This window comes from Rhodococcus gordoniae (assembly GCF_001646655.1).
GTDB classification, from domain to species: Bacteria; Actinomycetota; Actinomycetes; order Mycobacteriales; family Mycobacteriaceae; genus Rhodococcus; species Rhodococcus gordoniae.
Genome location: NZ_LPZN01000004.1, coordinates 57,638 through 82,540, shown reverse-complemented (window position 1 = coordinate 82,540; position 24,903 = coordinate 57,638). Strand labels below are relative to the sequence as shown.

At 66.6% G+C, this 24,903-nt stretch carries 23 protein-coding genes; 15 read left to right on the top strand and 8 right to left on the bottom strand.

Translation table 11 applies throughout. The features are described 5' to 3' along the window. Positions 1-2: 2 nt before the first annotated feature. From phnC to A8G18_RS04190, 5 genes are all read left to right on the top strand, one after another. The gene (gene phnC, locus A8G18_RS04210; RefSeq protein ID WP_016931819.1) at positions 3-815 is read left to right on the top strand and encodes a phosphonate ABC transporter ATP-binding protein; all 813 of its coding nucleotides are present in this window, start codon (positions 3-5) and stop codon (positions 813-815) included. Further along, positions 812-2,401 carry a phosphonate ABC transporter, permease protein PhnE gene (gene phnE, locus A8G18_RS04205; RefSeq protein ID WP_064062844.1) on the top strand — a complete coding sequence of 530 codons (1,590 nt, stop codon included), beginning with the start codon at positions 812-814 and terminating at the stop codon, positions 2,399-2,401. The genes phnC and phnE overlap by 4 nt, the downstream gene beginning before the upstream one ends. Further along, complete coding sequence (locus A8G18_RS04200) at positions 2,377-3,384, top strand: zinc-binding dehydrogenase (protein ID WP_064062843.1); 1,008 nt, start codon at positions 2,377-2,379, stop codon at positions 3,382-3,384. The genes phnE and A8G18_RS04200 overlap by 25 nt, the downstream gene beginning before the upstream one ends. 158 nt (positions 3,385-3,542) lie before the next feature. Next, on the top strand, positions 3,543-4,757 hold the full coding sequence (locus A8G18_RS04195) for an acetyl-CoA C-acetyltransferase (RefSeq protein ID WP_064062842.1): 1,215 nt from the start codon (positions 3,543-3,545) through the stop codon (positions 4,755-4,757). Positions 4,758-4,780: 23 nt separating this feature from the next. Beyond that, the gene (locus A8G18_RS04190; protein ID WP_084421470.1) at positions 4,781-6,928 is read left to right on the top strand and encodes a 3-hydroxyacyl-CoA dehydrogenase NAD-binding domain-containing protein; all 2,148 of its coding nucleotides are present in this window, start codon (positions 4,781-4,783) and stop codon (positions 6,926-6,928) included. 56 nt (positions 6,929-6,984) lie between these two features. Here the strand turns inward: A8G18_RS04190 and acmB are convergent, their stop codons facing one another. From acmB to A8G18_RS04170, 4 genes are all read right to left on the bottom strand, one after another. Then, complete coding sequence (gene acmB / locus A8G18_RS04185; protein WP_064062841.1) at positions 6,985-8,184, bottom strand: methyl acetate hydrolase AcmB; 1,200 nt, start codon at positions 8,182-8,184, stop codon at positions 6,985-6,987. A 109-nt stretch (positions 8,185-8,293) separates the two neighbouring features. Then, the gene (locus tag A8G18_RS04180; protein WP_084421467.1) at positions 8,294-9,334 is read right to left on the bottom strand and encodes a helix-turn-helix domain-containing protein; all 1,041 of its coding nucleotides are present in this window, start codon (positions 9,332-9,334) and stop codon (positions 8,294-8,296) included. Next, complete coding sequence (locus A8G18_RS04175; protein WP_064062840.1) at positions 9,322-10,629, bottom strand: class I SAM-dependent methyltransferase; 1,308 nt, start codon at positions 10,627-10,629, stop codon at positions 9,322-9,324. Before A8G18_RS04175 ends, A8G18_RS04180 begins: the two co-directional genes overlap by 13 nt. After that, positions 10,626-12,086 (bottom strand): FAD-binding oxidoreductase, encoded by a 1,461-nt coding sequence (locus tag A8G18_RS04170; RefSeq protein ID WP_064062839.1) that lies wholly within the window; start codon positions 12,084-12,086, stop codon positions 10,626-10,628. Before A8G18_RS04170 ends, A8G18_RS04175 begins: the two co-directional genes overlap by 4 nt. 137 nt (positions 12,087-12,223) lie before the next feature. On the opposite strand from A8G18_RS04170, the gene A8G18_RS04165 reads away from it, so the two are divergent. The 5 genes from A8G18_RS04165 to A8G18_RS04145 all read left to right on the top strand — a co-directional run bounded on the left by A8G18_RS04165 (position 12,224) and on the right by A8G18_RS04145 (position 15,872). Continuing rightward, positions 12,224-12,658, top strand: a complete 435-nt coding sequence (locus A8G18_RS04165) for an SRPBCC family protein (protein ID WP_016931827.1) — start codon at positions 12,224-12,226, stop codon at positions 12,656-12,658. 102 nt (positions 12,659-12,760) lie between these two features. Beyond that, positions 12,761-13,084 carry a YbaB/EbfC family nucleoid-associated protein gene (locus A8G18_RS04160; protein WP_016931828.1) on the top strand — a complete coding sequence of 108 codons (324 nt, stop codon included), beginning with the start codon at positions 12,761-12,763 and terminating at the stop codon, positions 13,082-13,084. 9 nt (positions 13,085-13,093) lie between these two features. Beyond that, positions 13,094-13,702 (top strand): recombination mediator RecR, encoded by a 609-nt coding sequence (recR, locus tag A8G18_RS04155; RefSeq protein WP_016693177.1) that lies wholly within the window; start codon positions 13,094-13,096, stop codon positions 13,700-13,702. Then, positions 13,699-14,301 (top strand): TetR/AcrR family transcriptional regulator, encoded by a 603-nt coding sequence (locus A8G18_RS04150; protein WP_064062838.1) that lies wholly within the window; start codon positions 13,699-13,701, stop codon positions 14,299-14,301. Before recR ends, A8G18_RS04150 begins: the two co-directional genes overlap by 4 nt. A gap of 95 nt (positions 14,302-14,396) precedes the next feature. Beyond that, entirely contained in the window at positions 14,397-15,872 is a 1,476-nt protein-coding gene (locus A8G18_RS04145; protein ID WP_084421464.1) for an MFS transporter, read from the top strand. 121 nt (positions 15,873-15,993) lie between these two features. On the opposite strand, the gene A8G18_RS04140 is transcribed toward A8G18_RS04145, so the two are convergent. Then, positions 15,994-16,959, bottom strand: a complete 966-nt coding sequence (locus A8G18_RS04140) for an oxygenase MpaB family protein (RefSeq protein ID WP_064062837.1) — start codon at positions 16,957-16,959, stop codon at positions 15,994-15,996. Positions 16,960-16,963: 4 nt separating this feature from the next. Then, positions 16,964-18,499 (bottom strand): aldehyde dehydrogenase family protein, encoded by a 1,536-nt coding sequence (locus A8G18_RS04135; protein WP_064062836.1) that lies wholly within the window; start codon positions 18,497-18,499, stop codon positions 16,964-16,966. Positions 18,500-18,629: 130 nt separating this feature from the next. Between A8G18_RS04135 and A8G18_RS04130 the strand changes: the two genes are divergently transcribed. Beyond that, positions 18,630-19,379 carry a GntR family transcriptional regulator gene (locus A8G18_RS04130; RefSeq protein WP_064062835.1) on the top strand — a complete coding sequence of 250 codons (750 nt, stop codon included), beginning with the start codon at positions 18,630-18,632 and terminating at the stop codon, positions 19,377-19,379. Between the two features lie 79 nt (positions 19,380-19,458). Beyond that, positions 19,459-20,460: an oxygenase MpaB family protein gene (locus A8G18_RS04125; RefSeq protein WP_245207769.1), complete on the top strand. Its 1,002-nt coding sequence runs from the start codon at positions 19,459-19,461 to the stop codon at positions 20,458-20,460. Here A8G18_RS04125 and A8G18_RS04120 read toward each other — a convergent pair. Further along, positions 20,366-21,541: a hypothetical protein gene (locus A8G18_RS04120; RefSeq protein ID WP_064062834.1), complete on the bottom strand. Its 1,176-nt coding sequence runs from the start codon at positions 21,539-21,541 to the stop codon at positions 20,366-20,368. The genes A8G18_RS04125 and A8G18_RS04120 overlap by 95 nt on opposite strands. Further along, a complete protein-coding gene (locus tag A8G18_RS04115) occupies positions 21,541-22,476 on the bottom strand; it encodes a metal-dependent hydrolase (RefSeq protein ID WP_064062833.1) in 936 nt (311 codons plus the stop codon). Before A8G18_RS04115 ends, A8G18_RS04120 begins: the two co-directional genes overlap by 1 nt. Positions 22,477-22,698: 222 nt before the next feature. On the opposite strand from A8G18_RS04115, the gene A8G18_RS04110 reads away from it, so the two are divergent. The 3 genes from A8G18_RS04110 (at position 22,699) to A8G18_RS04100 (ending at position 24,899) form a co-directional block, all read left to right on the top strand. Beyond that, positions 22,699-23,370 (top strand): TetR/AcrR family transcriptional regulator, encoded by a 672-nt coding sequence (locus A8G18_RS04110; protein ID WP_064062832.1) that lies wholly within the window; start codon positions 22,699-22,701, stop codon positions 23,368-23,370. Beyond that, a complete protein-coding gene (locus tag A8G18_RS04105) occupies positions 23,367-23,834 on the top strand; it encodes a rhodanese-like domain-containing protein (RefSeq protein ID WP_064062831.1) in 468 nt (155 codons plus the stop codon). Before A8G18_RS04110 ends, A8G18_RS04105 begins: the two co-directional genes overlap by 4 nt. A gap of 222 nt (positions 23,835-24,056) precedes the next feature. Next, positions 24,057-24,899: an alpha/beta fold hydrolase gene (locus A8G18_RS04100; RefSeq protein ID WP_064062898.1), complete on the top strand. Its 843-nt coding sequence runs from the start codon at positions 24,057-24,059 to the stop codon at positions 24,897-24,899. Positions 24,900-24,903 lie beyond the last annotated feature (4 nt).

Below are 24,903 nucleotides of genomic sequence, written 5' to 3'. Positions count from 1 at the left end.
CGATGAGCATCGATCCCACCCACCAGGTCGCCGGCGACGATCTCGTCGTCTCGGCCCGCGGCGTCACCAAGGAATTCGGCACCACCACCGCGCTGTCCGGCGTCGATCTCGACGTGCACCGCAGCGAGCTGGTCGTCCTGCTGGGTCTGTCGGGCTCGGGGAAGTCGACCTTCCTCCGGTGCTTGAACGGTCTGCACCCCGTCACCGAGGGCAGGATCGACGTCTCCGGTACACGGGTCGATCTCGCGTCCCGCCGCGAGCTGCGGTCGCTGCGCAAGGACGTCGGATTCGTCTTCCAGCAGTTCAATCTCGTCGGACGGCTCAGTTGCCTCGAGAACGTGCTCATCGGCGGGCTCGGCAGATTGTCGCTGCCCCGCTACGGGGCGCTCACCTACCCGAAGACCATGCGCGTCGAGGCGCGGGAGCATCTCGACCGGGTCGGTCTCGCCGACCTCGCGGACCGGCGTGCCGACACCCTGTCGGGAGGCCAGCAGCAGCGCGTCGCGATCGCACGGACCCTCATGCAGCGGCCCACGGTGCTGCTCGCCGACGAACCCGTCGCCTCCCTCGATCCGGAGAACGCCGGCGTGGTCATGGATCTGCTGTTCCGGGTGTGCATGGAAGACAAGCTCACCGTCGTGTGCACGCTGCACCAGGTGGACCTCGCACTCGGCTGGGCACACCGCATCGTCGGCCTGCGAGACGGTCGCAAGGTGCTCGATCGCCCGGCGGTCGGGCTCTCCCGCGACGAGGCCATGGAGATCTACCAGCGCGTCGAACCCGCCTCCGGCTCTCTCGGAGCACGGTCGGCATGAGCATCCTCACCCCGACCCGCACGGAGACGAGGCCCCACGGCGCCGGTCGTGACCGTCGGCGGACGATCACCGCCGGTTGGGCCGTCGTCGCGGTCGTGGTCGTCGCGTCGGCCGCGTACATCGATTTCGCTCCCACAACCTTGCTGGACGGGCTCGACTCGACGGCCGGCCTGATCGAACGCATGCTGCCGCCGCGGCTCGACGACCCCGGCCGCATCGGTGTGCTCGCGATCGAGACGCTGCTCATGGCGGTGCTCGGCACCGTCCTCGCGGCGGTCGCATCGGTACCGCTCGCGTTCCTGGCTGCGCGCAACACGACACCGCACCCGGCGCTGCACCGCATCGCCCGCGCCGTCATCACGTTCTGCCGCGCCATGCCCGACCTGCTGTTTGCGGTCCTGTTCGTCCGCGCACTCGGAATCGGCGTCCTGCCCGGTGTTCTGGCATTGGCTCTCCACTCGATAGGCATGCTCGGCAAGTTGTTCGCCGACGCGATCGAACAGACCGACGCAGGTCCACGGGAGGCGGTGCGCAGCACCGGCGTCGGATACGTCCGGGAGATGATCAACGCGGTTCTGCCGCAGGTCGTCCCGTCCTGGACCGCCAACTTCGTCTACCGGATCGACATCAACCTCCGAACCTCCGTCGTCCTCGGTTTCGTCGGAGCCGGCGGAATCGGATTCGCGTTGCAGGACGCACTGCGTGGACTGGTCTATCCACGTGCACTCGGAATCGTCTGCGTGATCCTGGTGATCATCGCGGCGATGGAGGTCGTCGCCATCGTCGTCCGGCGCGCTCTGCTCACTCCGTCCGCGAACGGTCCTGGACGAGAACGTCTCTCGCGTATCATCTTCTCGTCCACCGTCATCGCGGCCACGGCGGCCGCTCTGTTCGCTCTCCGTATCGATCCGCGTGATCTGTTCACCTGGATCGGACCGTCCCTCGAGGTCTTCACACGGCTCGTTCCACCGGACTTCACCGCGGTGGGTTCGGATCTCGTCGACGCGGTGCTGCAGACCCTCGCGATCGGCGCGGTCGCCACCGCCGTCGGTGCCGTGCTGTCGCTTCCGTTCGGAATCCTGGCGGCGAACAACGTGTCTCCGCATCCCACCGTCTATGCCACCGCTCGCGCCGTGATCCTCGTGGTGCGGGCGATCCCCGAACTCGTACTCGCGGTGATCTTCGTGGCCGCCATCGGACTCGGTCCGGTCGCCGGTGCGTGTGCGCTCGCCGTCGGTTCCGTCGGATTCCTCGGCAAACTCGTCGCCGACGCGGTCGAGGAGATCGACCCCGGGCCGCTCGACGCGGTCCGCGCCGTCGGCGGCGGATGGTGGAAGACCCTCTTCGCCGCGGTGATCCCCCAGGTGGTTCCGTCGGTCGTCGGGTCGACGCTGTACCTGCTCGACATCAACATCCGCACCTCGACCGTTCTCGGTGTCGTCGGTGCGGGCGGCGTGGGATTCCTTCTCTTCGAAGCGGTCCGGACGCTGAACTTCGAGTTCGCCGGCGCGATCGTCGTCATCGTGTTCGCCGTCGTGTACGTCATCGAAAGGATGTCGGGATGGATCCGCTCGAAGGTCGTGTGAGCCGTACGGCGGTGTGGACCGGGACGGGCATCGAGCTGCGGCAGGTACCGATACCGGCCCTCGGTTACCGCGAACTGCTCGTGCGTGTCCGCCTCGCCACGGTGTGCGGGAGCGACCTGCACACCGTGTCCGGGCGCCGCCCCGGACCGGCGCCCTCGGTGCTCGGACACGAAGGGGTAGGGGAGATCGTCGCTGCCGGTCCGCACGCCTCCGCGGCGGTGGGGGAGCGGATCGTGTGGAGCGTGACGTGCGCGTGCCACGACTGCGACCGGTGCCGATCCGGGCGCACGGCCAAGTGCAGGTCGGTGACGAAGGTCGGCCACGAACCGTTCACCGGGCCGTGGCCACTGTCGGGCACCTACTCCGAGTACATCGTGCTGCCCGCGGGCGCGACGACCGTGCCCGTCCCGGCCGCGGTGCCCGACGTCGTCGCAGCTCCGGCCTCGTGTGCGACCGCGACGGCTGTCGCGGTGGTCGAGGCGGCCGGCGATCTCGACGGCCGCAGGGTCGTGGTGTGCGGTGCCGGGATGCTCGGTGTCACGGCGGTCGCCATGTGTGCCGAAGCCGGCGCCGACGTCACGATCGTGGACATCGACCCGCAGCGCGCGGCACGCGCCGAACGGTTCGGCGCGGTTCTCGACGACGGTGGTCCTGCCGATATCGCTCTCGACTTCTCGGGTTCGGCGGATGCGATCGCGTCGCTCGTGTCGCGCCTCGATGTGGGCGGGCGCCTCGTGCTCGCGGGCTCGGTGGCGCCCGGTCCCGCCGTTCCCGTGGATCCGGAGGCGATCGTGCGCCGGTGGCTCACCATCGGCGGGGTGCACAACTACGAACCCGCGCACCTGCGCGAGGCCGTGGCGTTCCTGTCCCGCACGGTCGCCGTCTACCCGTGGGACGAGCTCGTCGGCACCCCCGTCCCCCTCGATGCGCTGCGAGAAGTCCTGCACGCGGGGCCGCGCCTGCGGGCGGCGGTGGTCCCGTAAGGGGTTTGCGGACGTTCGGTTCGGTCACGGACACCGATCGCTTCGGTCCTTACGGCCGAGGGGTACCCGCTTCTACCGTGGGGGAGGTTGGGCACGGCGGCCCTCTGCAGGGCCGTGGGTGCCGTCGCTCCGCAAGCACGGGAAGGAACCTGCGCACTGTGACCACCGAGGCATTCATCTATGAAGCCATCCGAACACCACGCGGCCGAGGCAAGAAGACGGGCTCGCTGCACTCCGTCAAGCCGATCTCCCTGGTTACGGGCCTGATCGACGAGCTGCGTGTTCGATTCCCCGATCTCGACGAGAACCGCATCTCCGACCTGATCCTCGGTGTCGTCAGCCCCGTCGGCGATCAGGGTGCCGACATCGCCCGCACCGCTGTCACCATCGCGAACCTGCCGGCCACCACGGGCGGCGTGCAGATCAACCGGTTCTGCGCGTCGGGCCTCGAGGCCGTCAACATGGCTGCGCAGAAGGTCCGCTCCGGCTGGGACGAGCTCGTTCTCGCCGGCGGCGTCGAGTCCATGTCGCGTGTCTCCATGGGCTCCGACGGTGGCGCGTGGATGCTCGATCCCGCCACCAACTACGACAGCTACCTGGTTCCCCAGGGCATCTCCGCCGATCTCATCGCGACCATCGAGGGCTTCACCCGCGAGGACGTCGACGCCTACGCACTGCGCTCGCAGCAACTCGCCGCGGCAGCCTGGTCGGGCGGCTACTTCTCCAAGTCGGTCGTGCCGGTCAAGGACCAGAACGGTCTGACGATCCTCGATCACGACGAGCACATGCGTCCCGACACCACCCTCGAAGGCCTCGCCAAGCTGCAGCCGTCGTTCGCGACCATCGGTGAGATGGGCGGCTTCGACGCCGTGGCGCAGCAGAAGTTCCACTTCGTCGAGAAGATCGATCACGTCCACCACGGCGGCAACAGCTCGGGCATCGTCGACGGCGCGGCACTCGTGCTCGTCGGTTCCGAGCAGGCCGGCAAGGACCTCGGTCTGACCCCGCGTGCCCGCGTCGTCGCCACGGCCACCTCCGGTGCCGACTCGACGATCATGCTCACCGGCCCCACGCCGGCCGCGCACAAGGTTCTCGCCTCGGCGGGCCTGACGGTCGACGACATCGACCTGTTCGAGATCAACGAGGCGTTCGCCTCCGTCGTCCTGAAGTTCCAGAAGGACCTGAACATCCCGGACGAGAAGCTCAACGTCAACGGCGGCGCCATCGCGATGGGCCACCCGCTCGGCGCCACCGGCGCCATGATCACCGGCACCATGATCGACGAGCTCGAGCGCCGCGGAGCCAAGCGCGCCCTCGTCACCCTGTGCATCGGTGGCGGCATGGGTGTGGCCACCATCATCGAGCGCGTCTGACACCGGAAGGAATTCGAAAAACAGTGAGCGACAACATGATTTCCTGGGACAAGGACGCCGACGGCATCGTCGTGCTGACACTCGACGATCCCAACCAGGGCGCCAACACGATGAACGAGCTGTACAAGGCGTCGATGAAGGCCACCGTCGACCGTCTGTACGAGGAGCAGGACTCCATCACCGGTGTGGTGATCACCTCCGCGAAGAAGACCTTCTTCGCCGGCGGCGACCTGCGCAACATCATCGCGATCGGCCCCGACGACGCGCAGGCCGCGTTCGACGAGGTCCAGGGCATCAAGGCCGACCTGCGTCGTCTCGAGACCCTCGGTAAGCCCGTCGTCGCCGCCATCAACGGCGCGGCTCTCGGTGGCGGCCTCGAAATCGCCCTCGCGACGCATCACCGCATCGCTGCCGATGTCAAGGGCGTGCAGATCGGTCTGCCCGAGGCCAGCCTGGGCCTGCTCCCCGGTGGCGGTGGCATCACCCGCACCGTGCGCCTGCTCGGCATCCAGACGGCGCTGCTCTCGGTTCTGCTGCAGGGCAACAAGTACAACGCGGTCAAGGCCAAGGAGATCGGCCTCGTCCACGACGTCGTGGGCAGCGTCGAGGAGCTCGTTCCGGCCGCCAAGGAATGGATCAAGGCCAACCCCGAGGGCGGCGTCCAGCCGTGGGATGTCAAGGGCTACAAGATCCCCGGCGGCACCCCCTCCAGCCCGGCCTTCGCCGCGAACCTCCCGGCCTTCCCCGCGAACCTGCGCAAGCAGATCAAGGGCGCTCCGATGCCGGCTCCGCGCGCCATCATGGCCGCCGCCGTCGAGGGCTCGCAGGTGGACTTCGACAACGCGTCGACCATCGAGTCGCGGTACTTCGTCGAACTCGCCACCGGCCAGGTCGCGAAGAACATGATCCAGGCGTTCTTCTTCGACATGCAGTCCATCAACTCGGGCGCTTCGCGTCCGAAGGACGTGCCGAAGCGCGAGATCAAGAAGATCGGCGTTCTCGGTGCGGGCATGATGGGCGCCGGCATCGCCTACGTCTCCGCCAAGGCCGGTTACGAGGTCGTCCTCAAGGACGTCACCCTCGAGGCCGCCGAGCGTGGCAAGAACTACTCGGAGAAGATCGAGACCAAGGCTCTCTCGCGTGGCAAGACCACCGAGGAGAAGTCGAAGGCTCTGCTCGACCGCATCACGCCGACGGCCGACCCCGCCGACTTCGCGGGCGTCGACTTCGTCATCGAGGCGGTGTTCGAGAACACCGAGCTCAAGCACAAGGTGTTCCAGGAGATCGAAGACATCGTCGATCCCGACGCGCTGCTCGGTTCGAACACCTCGACGCTGCCCATCACCGGTCTCGCGACCGGCGTCAAGCGTCCCGAGGACTTCATCGGTATCCACTTCTTCTCGCCGGTCGACAAGATGCCGCTGGTCGAGATCATCAAGGGTGAGAAGACCTCCGACGAGGCCCTGGCCCGCGTGTTCGACTACACGCTCGCGATCCGCAAGACCCCGATCGTCGTCAACGACAGTCGCGGCTTCTTCACCTCGCGTGTGATCGGCACCTTCGTCAACGAGGCCATCGCCATGCTCGGCGAGGGCATCGAGCCCGCGACCATCGAGCAGGCCGGTTCGCAGGCGGGTTACCCGGCTCCGCCGCTGCAGCTGACCGACGAGCTGAACATGAAGCTCATGCAGAAGATCGCGAAGGAAACCGAGGAGGCCGCCAAGCAGGGCGACACCAAGCTCGGCACCACGCGTCATCCCGCACTCGACGTGGTCGACTGGATGGTCGAGCAGGGCCGTCCGGGTCGTCTCGAGAAGGCCGGCTTCTACGAGTACGACGAGAACGGCAAGCGTCAGGGCATCTGGCAGGGTGTGCGCGATCACTTCAAGACCGAGGCGACCCTCGATGTGCCGCTGCAGGATCTGATCGACCGCATGCTCTTCGCCGAGGCGATCGAGACCCAGAAGTGCTTCGACGAGGGTGTTCTCGAGACCACCGCCGACGCCAACATCGGCTCGATCTTCGGCATCGGTTTCCCGGCCTGGACCGGTGGTGTCGCTCAGTACATCGTCGGTTACCCGGGTGGCAAGGAAGGCTTCGTCGCGCGGGCCGAGGAGCTCGCCGCCAAGTACGGCGAACGCTTCACCCCGCCGGCGTCGCTGCGCAGCTGACGCACACGACGGTTACACGGAAGGGCTCCCGACGCCACGGTGTCGGGAGCCCTTTCTCAGCGCAGTGCGCGGTAGACGCGCGATTCGAACTCCAGGAATCCACCGACGGAGGCGCGGTCGGCGAACGGGAGCACCTGTGCCGCCCAGATTCCGGCAACATCGGCACGACGGTCGATCCAGTAGTACAGATTTGCCAGTCCCGCCCAGCTCAGGGACCCTGCGCTGCGGCCGGTGGGCGCTTGTTCCTCGTTGACCATGAAGGAGTACGACCACGTCTTCCGCTGGCCCGGAAAGAACTCCGCGTCATTCGAGAGCTCGGGCTCGACTCCTGGGAGCATCGTCACCTGAAGGTCGCCGAGACCGCTGATCGCAGCTTTCGCCACAGTCTCCGGCTGCAACACTCGACCGTACTCACCCTCACCGTCGTTCAACCACATCTGTAGGAATCGGGTGTAATCACCGATGGTCGAGTACAGGCCGTGACCGCCCATATCCACTTCGGGCTCCTGCGGCAGCACCAGACCGGTCGGCACGAGCGTCCCGTCCTCCCTGCGTTGGTGGATCTCTGCTCGTCGTTCCTGCATCGAGGGGGTCATGGTGAATGCGGTGTCACTCATCCCCAGTGGACGGAAGACACGTTCCGTCATGACGTCGCCGAGTCGCTTCCCGCGAACGGCTTCGACCACGAGCCCCGCCCAATCGATGTTGGATCCGTAGTTCCACCGGGTACCGGGCTCGAACAGCAGAGGCGTCTGCAGCGCCGCACGAGTTGCTGTGATCACGCTCGGGTGGACGCCCGCGACCGAGAGACGGTGATAGGTGTCGTCGAAGAACGAGTACCCGAGTCCGGCAGTATGCAGCAACAGCATTCGGGTGGTGATCGGCGTGCGGGGAGCGCGCAGCGTCAGGACCCCGGACTCGTCGAAACCCTCTGCGACGGAGAGATCCGCGATGTCCGGCACGTATTCCGATGCCGGAGCATCGAGGTCGATCAGTCCTTCTTCGACGCACTGGAGCACGACTGTTCCGGTGATCGCCTTGGTGGTGGAGAACAGTGCGAGTACCGAATCCGTGGTCATCGGAGTGGCATCGCTCAACGAGCGGACGCCGGACGCCCCCTCGTACACGGACCCGGTCGAGCGCGTGACCGCGGCTGCAACGCCGGGAACCAGAGCCGGTCCGTCGGGAAAAGCGGTGACGTGGTCCAGAGCGTCGTCGAGACTCGTTGTCAAAGCAGAGAGATCCAGTGTGTGCATATCCGTCCTTCCGGTGTGATGCGTGACACGCATGGAAGGTAGGACATGTGATCGGCTCTGTACGTCTGTGATCGGTAGGGGATATCTGCAATCGGCAAGAATGACGCGTCTAGCCTGTGCGCGCTCGACGCAAGGTCTCCGACGGGTTCTCTCCGAACCGGCGCCGATAGGCCGCGGCGAAGACACCCATGTTGACGTACCCCCATTCGTGGGCCGCGGACGACACCGAAGGAGACCCCGCGCTCAAAGAGCGACGAACGCCGCGCAGTCGCTGCTCGACCAGATACGCCCGCGGGGAGGTCCCCACATATTTCTTGAACGCACCGTTGAGGGCACGGACACTGACGCCCACTGCTGATGCCGTCTCGGTGACGGTGGGCAGATCCTTCGCATGCTCGTCGATGTACTGCACAGCAAGCCGCACATATCCAGGAGCGGCAACCGGCGCGGGCCCGGTGAGGTCGATGCCCGCCGAGCGAGCCCACTCGTCGAGCAGGTGAGCGGCGAGCATCTCCTGGAGATTGTGGCCTATTCTTCCGGCGGCAACAGCGTCCGGGGCGGTCGAAGCCGTCCTTGTGGCGTAGTCGAGCAGGGCGAGCCACGCACTGTCCGGCCCTCCGACCGCACACTGGTGACTCCACAGTCGTTCGTCGGGAACGTAGCCCCACCACTGCAGGGCGAGATCGGACAGGAAGCGGTGCGGAATCGTCAGGTTGAGCTGGAGATGGTCGGGATCTGCGTCGAGCCGATAGTCCACCCGACTGCAGTCGGCGACGAACGTCTGGCCCGCACCCAATTCGGTCTCGTCGTATGTTCCTGTCGCATGACGTGTCCTGCCTCGAATCGTGGTCAACACCAGGATGTTTCCTGCGTCGGAATCGAAGTTCCGAAGATCGACTTCTACGCCGTAGCGGAACCGCGTCATGGTGATGTCGTGGATCGGTACCGAGAACATCGACGATGCGGGGACGGCTGTGCGGTCCGTCGGCCGTACATCGAACCGCATGTACTTGTCGTCCGTCCAGGCACGAATGGCATCCCAATCCGATTCCCGAGCCGACCGACGGCGGCTCGGGAGCGGTCTCGGGTCCAGATCCGGCAACACGCGTCCAAGATATGCGATGAAACCGGGTGAGGTCAGGCGACCCACCAGGGCCGTAGCGGCGTCTGCGGCTTCTTGTCGTCGCCCAGCTTGACCGCCAGCACCTGGTGCAGCTGCACCACATTGCGTTCGAAGCCGAGACGGGAGCCGGCCATGTACAGGCCCCACAGACGGGCCGTGCCCTCACCGACCTCGGCGACGCACGCCTCCCAGTGCTTCTCGAGGTACTCGCACCAGCCCTTCAGCGTCAGGGCGTAATGCTCGCGCAGATTCTCCTCGTGCATCACCTCGAAGCCGATGTTCTGCGCCTCGGTGATGATGCGCCCCGAGCCGGTGAGTTCCCCGTCGGGGAAGACGTACCGGTCGATGAAACCGCCCGCCTTGACCCGGCTGTTGTTGGTCGGCCGGGTGATGCAGTGGTTGAGCAGCAGACCACCGGCACGCAGCTTGTCGTGGAGGAACCGGAAATACGCCGGATAGTTGGCGACGCCGATGTGCTCGGTCAGGCCGATCGACGAGATGGCGTCGAACCCGCCCTCGGTCACGTCGCGGTAGTCGGAGTGCCGGACCTCGGCCAGGTCGCTCAGACCTTCCTCGACGATGGCCTTCTGCGCCCACTCGGCCTGCTCCCCGGAGAGCGTCACGCCGAGGGCCTTCACGCCGCGCCGAGCTGCATACCGCACCATTCCGCCCCAGCCGCAACCGATGTCGAGCAGACGGTCGCCCGGCTTCAATCGCAGCTTCTCGAAGACCAGACGGTACTTGTTCTCCTGGGCGTCCTCGAGGCTCTGATTCCGGGATTCGAAGACGGCGCAGGTGTACGTCATCGACGGTCCGAGCACGTACTCGTAGAACTCGTTGGACACGTCGTAGTGGTGGTGGATGACCTCGGCGTCGCGCGACTTCGAGTGCCGCAGACCCTCGGCGATCCGGCGCCAGCGCGGCAGGTGTTCCTGCGGCGGCGGCGCGATCGGCTTGAGCAGTTCGGTGCCGAGCGACCGGGCGATCTGCGCGAGGACGCGGGCCGGAGGACGCTCGAAGTGCAGGTCGCCGAGCGAAGCGAGCAACTCGTAGGGGTTGCCGGGATGCACGCCCTGCGCCTCGAGATCACCCGAGATGTAGGCCCGGGCCATGCCCAGATCGCCGGGAGCCGTGGCGATGTACGTCGCGCCCTTGGGCGATGCGAGGTGCAGGCCGTAGGGGGAGTTCGCCGGGCCCGCTGCGGAGCCGTCGTAGGCCGTGAAGCGCAGCGGCATGTCGCCGCCGGTCACGATCTCGACGATCTGGGCGAGGGCGAGCTTGTCCTCGGTGGGTCGATCGTTCTCGGCCTTGAAAATGGTCACTTTCGTTGCACCGCCTTCGAGAAGAGGTCCAGTAGACGGGACCGAGGGTCGTATTTCTGTTTGAGGGCGGGGTATTCGCCACCGCCGTAATAGAGTTTCTCGAACTCGTCCTTCGAGTAGTAGGAATCCGAGTAGAGCGATTTGTGCCCGTCGAGTTCGGCGACCTTGTTCTCGATCAACCGGTTGGCGGCGCCTTCCTCGGCGCCGGGCACGATGGGAACGGACGACCAGAACCCGACGTTCACATAGGCGCGCTTCGGTTCGAGCGGGTACAGCGGCCACGGCCGCTGGGCGTCCGAGGCGCTCGGCCGCCGGCCTTCCGGGGACGACTCGGTGTCGCGCAACTTCAAGGGGCACAACCAAATCGGTTCGATGGGAATCTCGTCGAGGAACCATTCGACGAACTCCCGGGTGCGCTCGAGCGGAACCTCGATGTCCTGCACGACACGCTCGCGGGGCGGATTGCCCTTGCGTGCCTCGATCCGGTCGGCCACCGAATACTTGTGATCGAGGGCGATGAGCTTCCAGTAGAAGCTGCTGCGCAGCAACCGCTTCGGCCACAGTCGGCGGATCTTCGGATTCTGGGCGCCGAACGCGCGTGAGCACCAGAACCAGTCGGTGTCCCACCGCCACAGATAGTCGCGGATCGTGAGTCGATCCTCCTTGGGGCGGTTGACGGAGACGTGCTGGATCGACCGGTAGTAGATGTCCTGCCCGGTGTAATCGCTGACGGGTCCCGGCTCGTCGGTTTGCGTGCCGAGCGTCAGGTAGCTCTCGGCTGCCGAGAAGACGACCCCGTCGAGATAGTCGACCGATGTGCCGTCCCAGGTGCGCTCGTCGACGATCCGTGCGAGGACGGACTGTAGGTCGGCGATCGTGTCGAACCGCAGGTGCCGCAGCGCGACGTACCGCTTCACCGGTTCGAGTTCGATGCGCAGGCGCGTCGCGTACCCGAGGGAACCGTAGGAGTTGGGGAAGCCGTGGAACAGATCGGCGGTCTCACCCTCGGGGCGGGCGGTGACGATCTCGCCGGACCCGGTGAGGATGTCCATCTCGAGCACCGACTCGTGGGGGAGACCGTTCCGGAAGGACGTCGACTCGATGCCGAGTCCGGTGACGGCGCCGCCGAGCGTGATGGTCTTCAATTGCGGGACGACCAGCGGAGCGAGACCGTAGGGCAGGGTCGCGTCGACGAGATCCTCGTAGGTGCACATCCCGGCGACGTCGGCGGTGCGGGCCTGCGGATCGACGGAGACGACCCCGCCGAGACCGGAGACGTCGAGTCCGGGCGCGTTCACCGCGGCGCGCGCTCGGAAGAGGTTCGACGTCTTCTTGGCGAGTCGCACGGGCGCGTCGACCGGAATCGCGCGGTACGAACGCAGCAGACGGTCGACACCGTGCCGGTGTACCGCCTCTCCGTACGGGACCTTCACACCTGACGATCTCGGCATCTGCATTCGACTCCTCGGAGCGGCGCATCGGTAGCACGTCCACAATAGACCCGGCGGTCGCATCCGTCCCGAAAGGCGGAAGGCAGGATGGATGCAGTCGTCACAGGCACATTCGAGCACGCACGAAGAAGAAGGAGTCGTTCATGGCACAGGTCAGCGCAAGCAGTTCGATCCAGGTGGCGGCCGCCCCCGAGGCGGTACTCACCGCACTCGCCGATTACGAGACGGTCCGTCCGCGCATCCTCACCGAGCACTACCGCGACTACCGCGTGATCTCCGGCGGTCGCGGCGACGGCACGGTCGTGCACTGGATCCTCCAGGCCACGGAGAAGCGTCAGCGCGACGTGCAGGCCACCGTGTCGGTCAAGGGCAGTACCGTCACGGAGACCGACGCGAACTCCACGCTCGTGACGACCTACAGCGTCGTGCCGAACGGGACGGGTTCGACGGTCGTCGTGCTCACGCAGTGGAAGGGTGCCGGAGGCGTCAAGGGCTTCTTCGAGAAGACCTTCGCGCCGCTCGGCCTGCGGAAGATCCAGCAGCAGGTGCTCGAGAACCTGAAGAAGGAAGTCGACTGACCTCGGTTTCGTCGATCTCGGCGTCCGTGCCGACCGCGATGCGCCGGGACTAGGCTGGCGTACACACTTCAGAAAGGACGTGCCGTGCAACCCGGTGGTGGAATGCCCGACATGCAGCAACTCCTCGCTCAGGCCCAGCAGATGCAGCAGCAGCTCGTCGCTGCGCAGAACGAGATGGCGCAGGCGGAGGTCACCGGCCAGGCCGGCGGTGGTCTCGTCACGGCGACGGTGAAGGGCACGGGCGAGGTCGTGTCCGTGAAGATCGATCCGAAGGTCGTCGATCCCGACGACGTCGAGACCCTGCAGGATCTCGTGGTCGGTGCGATCGCCGATGCCTCGGCGAAGGCCCAGGACATCGCGGCCGAGAAGCTCGGTCCGCTCGCGGGTGGGCTCGGCGGCGGAATCCCCGGCCTGCCCGGCTTCTAGAGGTCGGCGTTGTACGAAGGACCGGTACAGGACCTCATCGACGAGCTGGGCAAACTTCCGGGCGTCGGTCCGAAGAGTGCCCAGCGCATCGCGTTCCACCTGCTTTCGGTCGAGCCGCCCGAGATCGACCGCCTGCAGGCGGCGCTCCAGCGGATCCGCGACGGTGTCCAGTTCTGCGAGGTCTGCGGCACCGTCTCGGACCAGCAGCGTTGCCGCATCTGCTCCGATCCTCGCCGCGACCGCACGGTGATCTGCGTGGTCGAGGAACCCAAGGACGTGCAGGCGATCGAACGCACCCGTGAGTTCCGGGGGCGCTATCACGTCCTCGGTGGTGCACTCGACCCGCTCAACGGCGTCGGCCCCGACCAGCTGCACATCCGCGAACTGCTCACCCGGATCGGCAATCAGGAGGACGGCGTCGACGTCTCCGAGGTGATCATCGCGACCGACCCCAACACGGAGGGTGAGGCGACGGCCACCTATCTGGTGCGGATGCTGCGTGACTTCCCGGGGCTGAGCGTCACACGCCTCGCGTCGGGTCTGCCGATGGGTGGCGACCTCGAGTTCGCCGACGAGCTGACGCTGGGACGAGCGCTGTCGGGGAGGCGGGCGATGTGACCGTGCGCGGCACGGAGGCATCGCGTCGGGGAGAGCCCGAGAAGCGCCGCCGGACTTCCGACGAGACCAGGCAGTTGATCATCGATGCCGCGGGGAAGGCGTTCGCGACGCGCCCCTATCGCGACATCACGCTCAAGGACATCGCGGAGGACGCGGGGGTCAGCGCACCGCTGATCATCAAGTACTTCGGCTCGAAGGAGCAACTGTACGAGGAACTCGTCGACTTCCAGTACGGCGCGCAGGTGCTGTTCGACGGCCCGCTCGAGAGCCTGGGGGAGAGGATGGTCGCGATGCTCGCCCGCCCGCTCGAGCCCTACAAGCCGTTGTCGATGAACATCCTCTTCATGAGCGGGGGCAGCAGCGAGGAAAGCAACCGCATGCTCCGCGACAACTACTCCACGCAGATGATCGATGCCCTCGCCGCGCGGCTTCCGGGCCAGGACGCCCGCCTCCGGGCCGAGCTGGCGATGTCGGCGGTGATGGGTTTGGCGATCATGCGGCGCCGCATGATGCAGGAACGCGCGACCGGCACGGTCGAGGAGGTGGTGGCGCTGTACGCGCCGCTGGTGCAGCGACTGCTCGACGGAGACGGTTCTTAGCGGCTGAAATGATTTTGGTCACCTCCCTTGAGGGTAAATAGCCGTTCACCTAATGTGGTGAATGGCTATTTACCTATTCGGTGAGGAGGGACGTCATGTCGATTTCGCTCCCTCTGCGCCTGCACGTACCGGGCAGGGCCACCTCCGCCCCGAGGCGCCCGGCCTCGGGAGCTGCGGAGAAGCGACGCGACCTGGGGCACCTCGTCTTCCCGGTCCTCGCGGTGGGAGCCGTCTTCCAGGCCATCATGCAGACCGTCATGGTGCCCCTCCTGCCGAGCATGCCGGGCTTCACCGGCGCCGGACCCACCGCGGTGTCGTGGCTGGTGACGAGCACACTGCTGGTCGGTGCGGTGATGACGCCCATCTTCGGGCGCCTCGCCGACATGATCGGCAAGAAGCGCATGCTGCTCGTCGCGTTCTCGCTCATGACCCTCGGCTCGCTGATCTGCGCGCTGACCTCGGACATCGGACTGCTCATCCTCGCCCGCGGCCTGCAGGGTGCCGGCGCAGCCGTACTGCCCATCGGCATGGCGATCCTCCGGGAAGTCATGCCCCGCGATCGGGTGGAGCGCTCCATCGCGATCCTCAGTTCCACCCTCGGCATCGGCACCGCGGTCGGCATCCCGTTCGCGGCCGCCATCGTCCAGTTCGCCGACTGGCACCTGCTCTTCTGGATCACCGCCGCCATCGGGGCCGGTGTGGCCCTCGCGGCGTGGATCGTCATCCCGGAGTCGAGCAGCCGCACCGGAGGCCGTTTCGACGCAGTGGGCGCCGCCGGCCTGTCCGCCGCCCTCGTGTGCCTGCTCGTGCCCATCACCCAAGGCAGCACATGGGGCTGGACGAGTCCTGCCGTGCTGCTCTCGTTCGCCGCGGCGGTACTGCTGTTCGTGCTGTGGGGCGCGCAGCAGTTACGCAACCGCAACCCGCTCGTCGACCTCCGCGTCTCGGCCCGCCGCTCCGTCCTCGCGCCGCACCTGTCGGCGCTGCTCGTCGGGTTCGCCTTCTACGGCAACACCCTCATCACCACCCAGCTGCTGCAGGCGTCGTCCGCGCACGGAGCCGGATACGACCTGACCATCCTCCAGGCGGCGGCATGCCAGCTCGCCGCAAGCTTCGCGATGATGATCTTCGCGATCGTGGCCTCCCGGATCACCGAGCGTTTCGGGCCCAAGATCACGATCATGACGGGAGCGGTCTTCCTGCTCGCCGGCTACAGCGTCCACGCGGTGCCCGGAAAACCGCTGTGGGTCGTGGTGGCCGCGATCTTCGTCGCGGCCATCGGCACATCGCTCGTGTACTGCACGCTTCCGGTGCTCCTGCTCGGTGCGGTGCCCCTGTCGCAGAACGCGGCGGCGAACGGCGTCAACGTCCTGCTCCGCACCGTGGGCAGCACCGTGTGCAGCGCGGTGGTCGCGTCGGTGCTCGCGGCCCACACCGTCGGCGGTGGGCTCGGCATCGGCACCGCGGGCTTCGTGATCGCTTATCTCGTGTGCGCCGGCTGCGCCGTGGTGGTCTTCGTCTCGGGTTTCGCGCTGCCCTCGAAGCAGTCCCTGCGTTCCGTCACGACTTGAGTCGCTCCGGCTTCCTCCGCGACGGTTACGGCCCCGTACCCCGGTCGCGAAACCGGAATGCGGGGCCGACCCTCCTGTCCCCAGGTCTCGGTATCCGACCGGATCGAGTGTTCGACCGGATTCAGTGCTCGACGCCGAGGTCGCTCGGGCGGTAGCCGAGGGGGTAGCCCGGATACGTCCGGTTCGCGGCATTGCCTGCCGACAGCGACACACGTCGCTTCGGCAGTCGCCGTACGAATGCCGACCGTGCCCGCAGTGCGCCCTCGGCGATCTCCGTCAGCTGTGGCGAGCTCTGGGGGAAACCGAAAGCCGACGCCATGCGGTCGTCGATCAGCGCGAAGACGACCTTCTCGATGCCCTTGTTCAGCACCTTCGGGTACCACGACTGGAACAGGCGCAGCGTGTACGTGCCGATGGCGTGATTGTCGTCGCTGTAGGTGAACTTCTCGCGTTCGTACTCGAGCTTGAACCGATGGAACTCCTGGAACGACTCCGGGATGTCCTTGATGCCCATCCGGATGCCCACCTGGCGGTAGAAGTAGAACGACGCCAGCCGCTCCTTCGGATGGAGACGACGCCACCCGTAACGGTCGATCCAGTCGAGCGGGTCGTACACGAAGGTCGACAGCACGTACAACATGTCGTCGTTGTCGATCGAGTACTTGCCGTGCATCCGGTTGATGTTGCGCAGCGACTCGCGTCCCCGCTCGGCGTCGTAACCGTGCTCGACCAGCTCGGCCATGAGCAGCGCCGTGTCGTCGTACCGCTTCTGCGGCCGCTTCTCGAACTCGCCGGTGCGGGCGAGCAGCTCCGAGATGCTCGGCACGCAGTACGTGCGGAACAGGGCGAACTCCAGCGACCGCTGGTAGTCCCACGGGAACTCGTAGCCGGCGGTGATCCGCACGATGTCCTGGTGGTGGGTGACCGGATCGAGTCCGTCGATCACCTCGACCCAGCCCCTCCGTCCACGTTTGGGGCGCGGATCCCTGTTCGGAGGCGGGAACGTACCGGCCTTCTCGATGCGTGCCTCGGGATGTGCGACGACGGCGGCCTTCCGGCTTCGAGTGCGCGGGGGAGTGGTCGTCATCGGCTCACCTTCCGTGCATGTACTCGAGCATGATCTTCGCGATCTTCAGGTGGCGCTCCGGGCGTTCGAGGCTCATGAGCTCGAGCGGCGAGCCGAACCTCGCCACCGTGACGGACTTGGGACGGCTGAACTCACGCAGGCCGTCGGCGCCGTGGATGCGGCCGAAGCCGGACTCGCCGATGCCGCCGAAGGGCAGCGACGCGATGGCGGCGAAACCGAGAACCGAGTTGACCGACACCATGCCGTTGCGCAGGCGCTCGGCGAGTCGGCGGCCCTTCTTCTTGTCGCGCGTGAAGATCGACGCTCCGAGACCGTAGTTCGTGCCGTTGGCGCGTTCGACGGCCTCGTCGAGATCGCGGACCCTGTTGACGACGACCGTCGGACCGAAGGTTTCCTCGCGTACCGCGGCCGAGGTCTCGGGCACGTCGGTGAGGATGACGGGTTCGACGATGCGCTCCTGCACCGACTCGAGTCCGCCGAGGACGGCCTTGCCGCCGGACGACAGAGCGTCCTGGATGTGGCTGCGGACGATGTCGACCTGGCGGGGAAGCGTCATGGGGCCGTAGGTCGAGTTCTCGTCGCCGCCCGGCTTCGCGCGTTCGACGGTGGCAGTGAGCTTGTCGAGGAACTCGCGGTAGACGGGCTCCTCGACGTAGATGCGCTCGACACCCGCACAGGTCTGGCCGGCATTGCCGAAGGCACCGAACGCCGCGAACTCGACGGCCTCGTCGATGTTCGCATCGGCTGCGACGATCATCGCGTCCTTGCCGCCGCACTCGGCGACGAGCGGGGTGAGCGATTCGGCGCACACCGCCATGACCTTGCGGGCGGTGGGGCCGGAACCGGTGAACGCGACCTTGTCGACACCCGAACGCACGAGCGCCGAACCCGTCTCACCGAGACCGGTGATCACCTGGAAGACGGGCTGAGTGGGAGCGATCGAGTTCCACTTGTCCTCGAGCCACTTCGCGACGCCGGGGGTGAGCTCGCTCGGCTTGAACACGACGGCGTTACCGGCGGCCAGCGAGTAGGCGATCGAACCCATGGGCGTGTACACCGGGTAGTTCCACGGACCGATCACGCCGATGACACCGAGCGGCTTGTACTCGAGGGTCGCGGCCTGATTGAAGGCGGCGAGCCCCGAGGGCACCTTGCGCGGCTTCAGAACCTTCTTCGCGTTCCTGGCCGCCCAGTCGAGGTGCTCGACCGCGAGCATCACTTCGAGGAAGGCATCGCCGAAGGGCTTGCCGGTCTCCTTCGACACCGTCGATGCGAGCGAGGATGCATCGGATGCGACGGCCTTCTTGAACTCGAGGAGCCAGTCGCGACGGCCGCGGAAGTCCTGCGCCTCCCACCAGCGGGCGGCGACACGGGCGCGTTCGACGGCCGCACCCACGGCGGCTTCGTCGGCGATCGGGTACTCGGCGATCACCTCGCCGTTCCGGGGATCGAGGCTCGCGAAGGTGTCGGTGCTCGCCGTCGTGGATGCCGAGTCCGAGGTGGCCACGGCCCTCTTCGGATCGGTGAGGTTCTGGGTCATATTCGACACTTCCTGGTGGACCACATCACATATATTTGATGTGATAACTGTAGTGGACATCACACTAAGCGTTCGCGGGCCGATTGGACAACCCCCGTGCGCAGTTGTCCGGATTGCTACAGGAGACACGATGGCGGCACCGACACGCAGCCCTGGGATCGAGACGGATCACGCTGCGGCATCCCGACGTTCGGAGGGGCGCGTGCGGCGCCGTCCGCAACTTTCCGACGAGGTGGCCGGCCACCTCCGCGGATCGATCATGTCGGGCGTCCTGCGCCCGGGCGACTTCATCCGGCTCGACGAGACCGCCGTCGAACTGGGCGTCAGCGTCACTCCCGTGCGGGAGGCGTTGCTGACGCTGCGAGGTGAGGGGATGGTCGAGTCCGCCCCGAATCGCGGATACCGGGTCTCGCCGCTCACCCGCGGCGACATCGACGACATCTTCTGGCTGCAGGGGCAGATCGCCGTCGAGCTCGCGCTCCGCGCGGTCGACCGCGCCACGCCGGCCGATCTCGAACGTCTGACCGAGCTGAACGAGCGCCTGCGCATGCTCGTCGTCCTTCCGGACGGGGTGACACCCGACATCGAACGGATCGCCGACGCGGAGTTCGACTTCCATCGGGAACTCAACCGCATCGCCGACAGCCCGAAGCTCGCGTGGTTCCTCAACGCCGCCGCTCGCACGATTCCGTACCGCCTCTACGCACGTGACGCCGAGTGGGGGAGGCTCGCCGTCCGATCGCACATCACGTTGATCGAGGCGCTCACCGCGCAGGACCACAGCGAGGTGATCACGCAGACGCTCGTGCAGTTCGAGGATGCGGCCGCGCGTCTGGTCGCGCACCGCGAGCGAGCAGGGGTCGATTCGCCTTCCGGATAGGCATCCGCCCATCCGGGTACGGATGGGCGCAATCGTATGGCGGTGCCGCACTGGTACTTTCACCATCAGGAGACCTCCGATGACGACCCACGCCGACGAGCGCGTCCCCGCCGGGAAATCCGTGACGGCCCCTGCGCCGCTCCCGGCCGCCACCGTCGATCTGGCCGACTTCGTCGGTGAGTCGATGCTCCTGCTCGGGGCCGGCGCGACGGTCCTGCTGCAGTTGGCATCGCGCGGAGTCGGGCACGGCGTCGCCGACCACAGCAGCACCCTGCAGCGGCCTCTCGACCGGCTGCGCACCACGATGACCTACGTCTACGCGGTCACCCTCGGGACTCCCGAGGAGAAGAAGCAGATCGTGCGGATGGTCAACGAGGCGCACGTCCCGGTGCGTTCGGAGACCTACAACGCCTTCGATCCCGAACTCCAGTTGTGGGTTGCCGCAACGCTGTACCGCAACGGCATCGATATGTACCAGCGGATGTTCGGCCCTCTCGCCGAGGCCGACATCGAACGCATCTACCGCCAGTCCGCGGTCTACGGCACTGCCCTGCAGGTCGAGGACGACATGTGGCCGAAGACGCGGAAGGAGTTCGACAAGTACTGGGACGAGATGATCGCGACCTTCGAGGTCGACGCGGAGGTGCGTTCGTTCACCCGCAATCTGCTCACCGGTGGTGACGCCCCGCTTCCCGTCCGCGCGCTCATGCCGCTGCAGCGCTTCATGACGATCGGGCTGCTCCCGCAACGTATGCGTGACGAGTTCGCACTGCCGTGGAGTCCGCGCGACCAGCGTCGGTTCGATCTGTTCTGGAAGGTGGTCCCGCCCATCTATCGTGCGGTGCCCGAGCCGATCCGTCAGCTCTCGGCCACCTGTTACCTGCACGACATGCGCCGCCGGATGAAGGCGCACGGACAGGTCATCCGACAGGCTCCCACAGCGCATCGAGTTCGCGAGGACCGATACGGTGCGGATGCCGGGTGGCTCAGGTCTCGGGCGGGCGGGTGCCACCGGGTGCGGCAGCGAGCGTCTTCGATGCGGTCCCGTTCGTGCCCGCATCGGCCTTCCGCGGAATGGTGAAGGTCGCAGCGACACAAGCGATTGCGACGACGAAGCACGCCGCGGTGTACCACAGGCTGCCGATCGGGTCACCCGCCTCGGTGACCCCGTCGACGGCCGAGAACCAGTCGGGCAGCGCGCCGATCCACAGCACGGCCATCACGGCGAGATACGCGACGGCGTACCAGCGGACGAGGTCGTTCGAACAGGGGCAATCGGCGGGTGTGCTCCGTAGCCGGGACCATTGGCGCGAGAGCACGTAGATCGCCACGATCGACAGGATCACGAGTTCGGCGGCGTAGATCGCCGCCCGCACCGTCGTGCTGCCCATGCCGATCACGGTCGCCGGCGCCGGGAGGATCACGACGCCCACGGACGCGACAAGTCCGACAGTTATCGTGCGCCAGGTCAGTTCGAGTCCACCGAAGGTGCGACCGGCGTCGATGTGCCGGCCGACGAAGAACTGCGCGCAGAACGCGAGGGACATCGGCCACAGGGCGGCGAAGACCACCACACTGGGAAGCGGCACCGAGTCGAAGAAGGGCTGGTTGATCGGATTGTCGAGCGACCACTCCCACCACCGCAGCTGCGGACCGAGATGGTCGAAGATCTCGTAGAAGGCGTGGTGGACGAAACCTGCACAAACCGCCCCGACGAGGGTGCCGTACTGCCGGAACACCCCGAGCATGCGGACGATCTCGAACGCGATCGTCGCCATCATCGGATAGATGGCGATGATGTAGAGCGGCAGGCGCCCCCACAGGAACTCGACGGTGAACACGTTGTGCGCGAACATCGTATCGAGGTACTCCTCGACGCCGAATACGTCGGGGAAGTACAGCAGTGGTTCGATGATGAACAGGAACGCGAGCGTGCCGAGCCAGACGACGAGGTTCGTGGCGTCGCCGGTGCGCCGCAGCCGGACGATCGCGTACACCAGCATCATCACGGCGCCGAGCACGATGGTCGCCTCGAGGACGGGCAGCGTCCAGTTCTCCGACGCGAACGGACTGCGCAGTTCGAAGATCCCACCCGCTTCGTCGCACGAGAATCCGAGGCGGGCCGAAAGGTCCTCGAAGGTGGGCGAGCACAGGTCGGACATCAATCGTTCCTTCCGCCGGCGGTGTCCGCCGTGTACCAGTGCGAGACGTCGTAACCTTCGTCGAATCGCCGGAACCACACGTCGGCGAGGGCCGGCAGCTTCTCGTGGTCGGGATTGTGTTTGGGCATCTGGCTGCGGATGATGCCCATCAGCGAGACGAGTTGTTCGCCGAGCGGCAGGACGTCGAACGCGCGCGGCATGGGGCCGTGATCGTCGTACTGCAGGAACGGCAACCTCCGTCGCAGGTTCTGCTTACGGCGGTACGAGGCGAACATCGACATCGCGTCGATCTTCCGTTCCTGCAGGGGCACGTGCTTGTTGAAACCCTCGCACGCGATGGCGATGACGTCGAGCACGTGCTTGAACACCGACGGTGCCTGCCGCATGCGGTACAGATCGCTGCCGACCACCGCGTCGAAGATGACGAGCGCCGAGCTGCGGTGCTCGATCTCCTCGACGAAATGCCAGATGAACAACGAGGCGACCCGGTCGTCGCCGGGGCGGAAGAGCGCTGCGTCGTTGTCGAGCATGAGCTTGAAGACGGGCGTGAAGGTCGCCTCGAGGTCGGCGGTGTACGCGAGCCGGTATTCGGCGGAGGTCTCGGCGGTGAGCGTGTCGAAGGCACCGATGACGTCGTCGAGGGTCTCCTGCAGGCCGGGATAACTCTTGATCAGGCCCTTCACGTGCTGCCGGTGAGCGGTCGAATGCTGGCCCTCCTGGTACATGAAGGCGTCGGCCTCTTCGCGGACGCCGGGATCGGTGATGCGCGGAGTGATCTCGCGGATCATGTTCACGATCATCTTCTCGAAGCCGATCGCGAGGAACGAGACGGCGTTGGCCATGCTCGAGAAAGCGGGATTCTCCTCGTTCCACAGGAACGGCACGTCGTAATCCGCAAATGCGAAACGCATCTTGCGGACCTGCAGGTTCGTCATGGGGCGGTACCTCGTCTCGTCGACACCGGACTGGTGGGGGACACCGTTGGGAAGGATCCCGGAAGAGCCGGGAGACCCCGGTCGGCGTGAACATACACGACTGGCGCAATCTGTATGATAGGTGTCCCATTCGCTCGAGGGGGAGCGTTTCGGACCACCTCCGCAGAGGACGAGCGTGTTACCGTCGGGCCTTCTCCAGGCGACGGTTCGAGGAAGCGCGAAGTGGCACGCAGACGTGGGTGGGGTGGGAGTCCTCCCGCCGACGACGACGAGGCGTCGCAGCGGATCGTCGCTGCTGCCGTCGACCTGATCGACCGGACCGGCGCGGAGATCAGCATCGCCGACGTGGCCCAGTCCCTCGGGGTGATCCGCCAGACGGTCTACCGCTACTTCCCGAGCGCCGACGCGCTGATGCGCGCGGCCGCCATCGCTTCGGTCGAAGGATTTCTGGACCGACTCACCCGGCAGGTCGCGGGACTCGACGATCCGGTCGAGGCCATGACCGAGGGTGTGGTCTACACACTCGCGGAGGTGCGTCGCACCCCGCATCTCGGCATCCTGTTGTCGAGCACCTATTCGAACCCGCACCCCGAGGCGCTGGCCTCGGAGGAGGCGTGGATGTTCGGCATGGCGATGATCACGCGATTCGATGTGGACTGGAAGAGCTACGGCTACGACGACGACTCCCTCGCCGAACTGGTCGAGTACGTGCTGCGCACCATGCAGTCGTTCTTCGTCTCGCCGGGAACCCCGCCGCGCTCCGACGACGACCTGCGTCGCTATCTGCGCCGCTGGATGGGAACGGCGATCCTCGCCCAGCGGGAGTGGGGACCGAAGGATCCGACGCCGGGGGCCGCGAGGAGCGACCACTCTCCCGTAGAGTCCGGTTCGTGACGAACGAGGAGCAGATCAGGCGCGCCGATCGTACGCGCGACGGCGACCCGCAGAACGTTCCCCGTCCGGCGGACGGTGAAGCCGACCGCATGGTGGTGGAGACGACCTGGGGCGAGGTGCAGCCACTGCAGGTGGCGACGGGCGTGACGACCGTGGGGGAGCTCGAGGTGATCGAGTTGCTCGGCCGGGGTGCCGTACTCGTCGACACGCGTGTGCCCGATTCCCGGGGCGGGGTGACTCTCCCCGGCGCCGTGAACATGCCGCACGACGACATCGTCGCGCGGAAGGGAGAGCTCGATACCGCCCGGACGACGATCGTCTTCTGCAACGGTCCCCAGTGTCCTCAGTCGCCCGATGCGATCCGGAAGCTGATCGAGGCGGGATATCCCGCGTCCGCGCTCGCCTACTACCGCGGGGGCCTGCACGATTGGGCGACGCTGGGATACCCCCTCGCTCCGGTCTGACCGGCAGCACGAAAAAGCTTGCATTCGAGCTGTGACGTAGCTAACATCGAAGGTGCGAATCGAGCTTATGAGACGTCCGCGGACGACAGAGAGAAGCTCGTGAAGCAGAGATCCGGCCCGGAGAACGCGTCAAGCGAATCACCGGGCCGAACCCCTGTCCGGGGGTAGATTCGCAGACACATGTCGGTCGGTGCCGATCGCCACGACTGCAAGGGGGCCCGGATGGAGGAGCGCATCACCACCGTCGAGAGGGACGGACTCCGGTTCGACATCCGCGACGACGGACCGCTCGACGGGGAACCCATCGTTCTCCTCCACGGATTCCCGCAGGACTCCCGCTCCTGGGACGCGGTCGCGCCTCACCTGCATGCCGCGGGATATCGCACCTTCGCACCCGACCAGCGTGGCTACTCGCCCGGCGCGCGGCCACCCCGGCGTCGCGACTACCTGCTCGAACTGCTCGTCGACGACGTCGTGGCGCTCGTCGAAGCGGTGCCGGGCGGTCGTGCGCACGTCGTCGGGCACGACTGGGGAGCCGCCGTCGCCTGGGTGCTCGCCGCGCACCGCCCCGAACTCGTCCGCACCGTGACGGCGGTGTCCGTTCCGCATCCGGCAGCCTTCCTGCGCTCGTTCGTCACCGGTCCGCAGCTGCTCCGCTCGTGGTACATGCTGGTCTTCCAGCTGCCCTGGATCCCCGAGATCCTGTTGGGCAAGGAAACGGTCGCGCGCCGGATGCTGAGCGGTACCGGCCAGCCGTCCGCCGCGACCGACCGCGATGTCGCGCGTCTGAAGGACCGGGCTGCGGTGCGGGCCGGCGTGAACTGGTATCGGGCTGTGCCACTGTCGAATCCGAAATGGTCTTTCGCGAAGGTCACCGTGCCCACGCTCATGGTATGGAGCGACAAGGACTCGGCGATCGGACCCGGCGGGGTCGAGGCGACGGCCCGCTACGTGACCGGACCGTATCGACGGGAAACCCTTGTCGGCACGAGTCACTGGATCCCGGACGAGGAACCGGAGAAACTCGCACGGCTGGTCCTCGAACACGTCGCCGCGCACGGCTGAGCGC